Below are 2,525 nucleotides of genomic sequence, written 5' to 3' on the forward strand. Positions count from 1 at the left end.
TGGCGAATTGTTGCTATCGCTATTGGCCTTCTACGAAGGCAGCATTAAAGAATCGGTTGTTGCCAGGTAGCTGAACATAGGTAGACTTTATAGGTTAGGTTCCATAGACGGCGCTGCTCCATGGGGGCACACTTTGTAAACGATGTTTTGCTATAAATCACAATTAAAATCTTGTAAACGATGTAGCGCTATATTAAAGTTAGGCAACGGCTAAAGCCGGCGATCTGGTTTTATCTTCGGTTTCATTTACACTTTAACTTATTGTACTTATCTTATATTTTTTAAATGACCTTGCCTCTTGCCCCGATAAGGGGCATATAGCGATAGAGATGCAACACCCCCGGGTTATTGGGCGCCTCGTCAGAGTGCGCGATAGGTCTTTCGTTAGGTGAATTGTTTCCAAAAGTGTCTGTCGCTGCCGTCCTCTCCGCATGCACCCCGTCTGACCGGTTATCAGATACATGAAATGAAGGCAGAATTGAATGACAAAACCAGCCGATCCACCACCCCTTTGTGATCACGTATGCCGGTCGGACGGGTATATTGGGGATAATGCCTATTCAATCAATCAATAATGTGATATTTATCGGTCCCTCCATTGCGCTCCATTCATATATAGTACCTTATTCAACGATAGCAGTTGGAGCGCTTCATTGGCTGATTTCATCCAACCCCGGGCACTGCCCGGGGCTACTATATTTAACCCTTTCAGGGTTGGGTATTGCAAAAGAGCATAATTCCTCAGATCCATGGCTAATGTGTTCTATATGGTTCAAAAAAATTACCCTCGCTACTCGACTTACACTCTGCATACAACTGAATAGCCATTAATGACAACAAATGACAAATTATTGAGCATAAATAATCTGTATATTTCCCTGCCGCCTGAGATTTTCTGCAATATAGTAAGCTGCTCCCGCAGAATGCGGGACCAACTTCTTCTCTATATTAACTCTTACTTTGAATTTTTGCAGTTCCAATAAATTTTTATGCCCCCTGTAGCTACATCCCTTGCCAACTGCTTTTTGCCAACTGCCAACTGCTTTCCAAGACTCTTCGTCAAACGTATTTTGTGTCAAACCCTCAAACATTCAAATTTTTTTTCGCCACATCCACCTCGATCTCGAACAGCAACTCCTCCCAGCAAACCTTATTTTCGCTGCAGATAAAACTGATCTTTTCATCCAACCCGGCCCTTTTCAGGTAATCGTAAAATGCGTTGCTGTAATTTTTGTCTTTACAGTAGGCATAAGCCCTGACGACATCCTCAAAGGTGAAATTCCGCGATTTCAATATTTCATTCACCACGTTAAAGGTGAGCTCCATTTGCTTTTCAAGGTTGTTTGTATGAAGGATATTTCCGTTGGGACCAATGCTGGCCGTTCCCGATACGGTGATGTAGGAATGATCGCCATTGGCAAACCATATAGCCCGGCTGAAGGAGCTCCCATAGTCCTCTGCTGAACATTGCAAAGGAGAACGCAGCCTTTCAATGGAAAACCGCTTGTTTTTGGGCTTAATGGCTGTAAGTTCCATAGAGGCTTTTGATCCGGCAGGATTGCTCCCTTCGATACCGGTGCTGGCCGGAACCCTTTTGCTGAAAATGTCGTGCTTGTTGAAGAATGCCGTTCTCACCCGGTTAAAGTCCCCGTACCAGTCCAGTATGTCGTCCAGGTAAAACCAGGTGCGGATGGTATCTTCAAAACTCAGATTTAACCGGTTCAGGATGTTTTCCGTAAGGTTTAACAGGTTTTCTGCCTGTTGGGAAGGGGGTAAGTCCGGATCGGAATACAAACCGCCCAGATAGCAGAAATCTGCATCCTCTGTCTGGAAAGCAGAACCCACCGGGAGGCTGTTGTGATAGAGCCTTTGCACCTCAATCCCCGATACCGCCAGAATATAAACCCCGTTGATAAAAGCACCGGTGCAGTTGTCCCCTTCAATCCAGGTAACCGGGAAATCAATGGCTGTGAGAAGCGTTTCAAGTTGTCTGACCGTGTTTTTCTTTTCCGCAAGGGTGCCAAAGAAGGTGGCCCTGATGGGATTTGCCTGATAAGCCTGGAGGTATTCCGCTATTTTTTCTGTAAATGTTTTTGCTGTATCATTTTTTTCCGGTACAAGCTGAATGTGTATTTCCCTGTATGCTTTTTTTGGAATTTCCTTTAATATCTGATGCTTCATACGTCTATTTGTTCGAACCTGAATCCGTTTCTTTAAAATGAAAATAAAACCAGAATGTATTGCTGAACTGGTTGCGCATCTGTTGCCGGCCCAGTGCCTGATTCTGCTGCATTTGCTTATAAGTGGAGAAGTATTGCTTAAAGCGCAGCCTGATTTCTCTTCTTATCGACAGACCGCCCATATCCGGGAGTTCTCCTGCACTGTTTTCGTATGCCAGAGCGGCTTCTTCTACATGAAGGGGGATCCGTTCATATCCCAGTTTTTCCATCCTTTTGATGTGATGCACCAAAGGTTCCACATTCTTATTGAGCAGATACCAGGCCAGTTTGTATTCGAATGCTTTT

Annotated in this window: 4 protein-coding genes; all 4 read right to left on the reverse strand. The window is 44.5% G+C overall.

What is annotated here, in order from left to right; translation table 11 throughout:
- Nucleotides 1-583: 583 nt before the first annotated feature.
- The gene (locus KGY70_20795; protein ID MBS3777644.1) at nt 584-751 is read right to left on the reverse strand and encodes a hypothetical protein; all 168 of its coding nucleotides are present in this window, start codon (nt 749-751) and stop codon (nt 584-586) included.
- Nucleotides 752-848: 97 nt separating this feature from the next.
- The gene (locus KGY70_20800) at nt 849-1,091 is read right to left on the reverse strand and encodes a hypothetical protein (protein MBS3777645.1); all 243 of its coding nucleotides are present in this window, start codon (nt 1,089-1,091) and stop codon (nt 849-851) included.
- Nucleotides 1,084-2,181 (reverse strand): hypothetical protein, encoded by a 1,098-nt coding sequence (locus KGY70_20805; protein MBS3777646.1) that lies wholly within the window; start codon nt 2,179-2,181, stop codon nt 1,084-1,086. The genes KGY70_20800 and KGY70_20805 overlap by 8 nt, the downstream gene beginning before the upstream one ends.
- A 4-nt stretch (nt 2,182-2,185) precedes the next feature.
- Nucleotides 2,186-2,525, reverse strand: a 340-nt coding sequence (locus KGY70_20810) for a hypothetical protein (GenBank protein ID MBS3777647.1), incomplete at its 5' end; no start/stop codon positions are given.

It is taken from the genome of Bacteroidales bacterium (assembly GCA_018334875.1).
In the GTDB taxonomy this organism is placed as follows: Bacteria; Bacteroidota; Bacteroidia; order Bacteroidales; family UBA12077; genus JAGXLC01.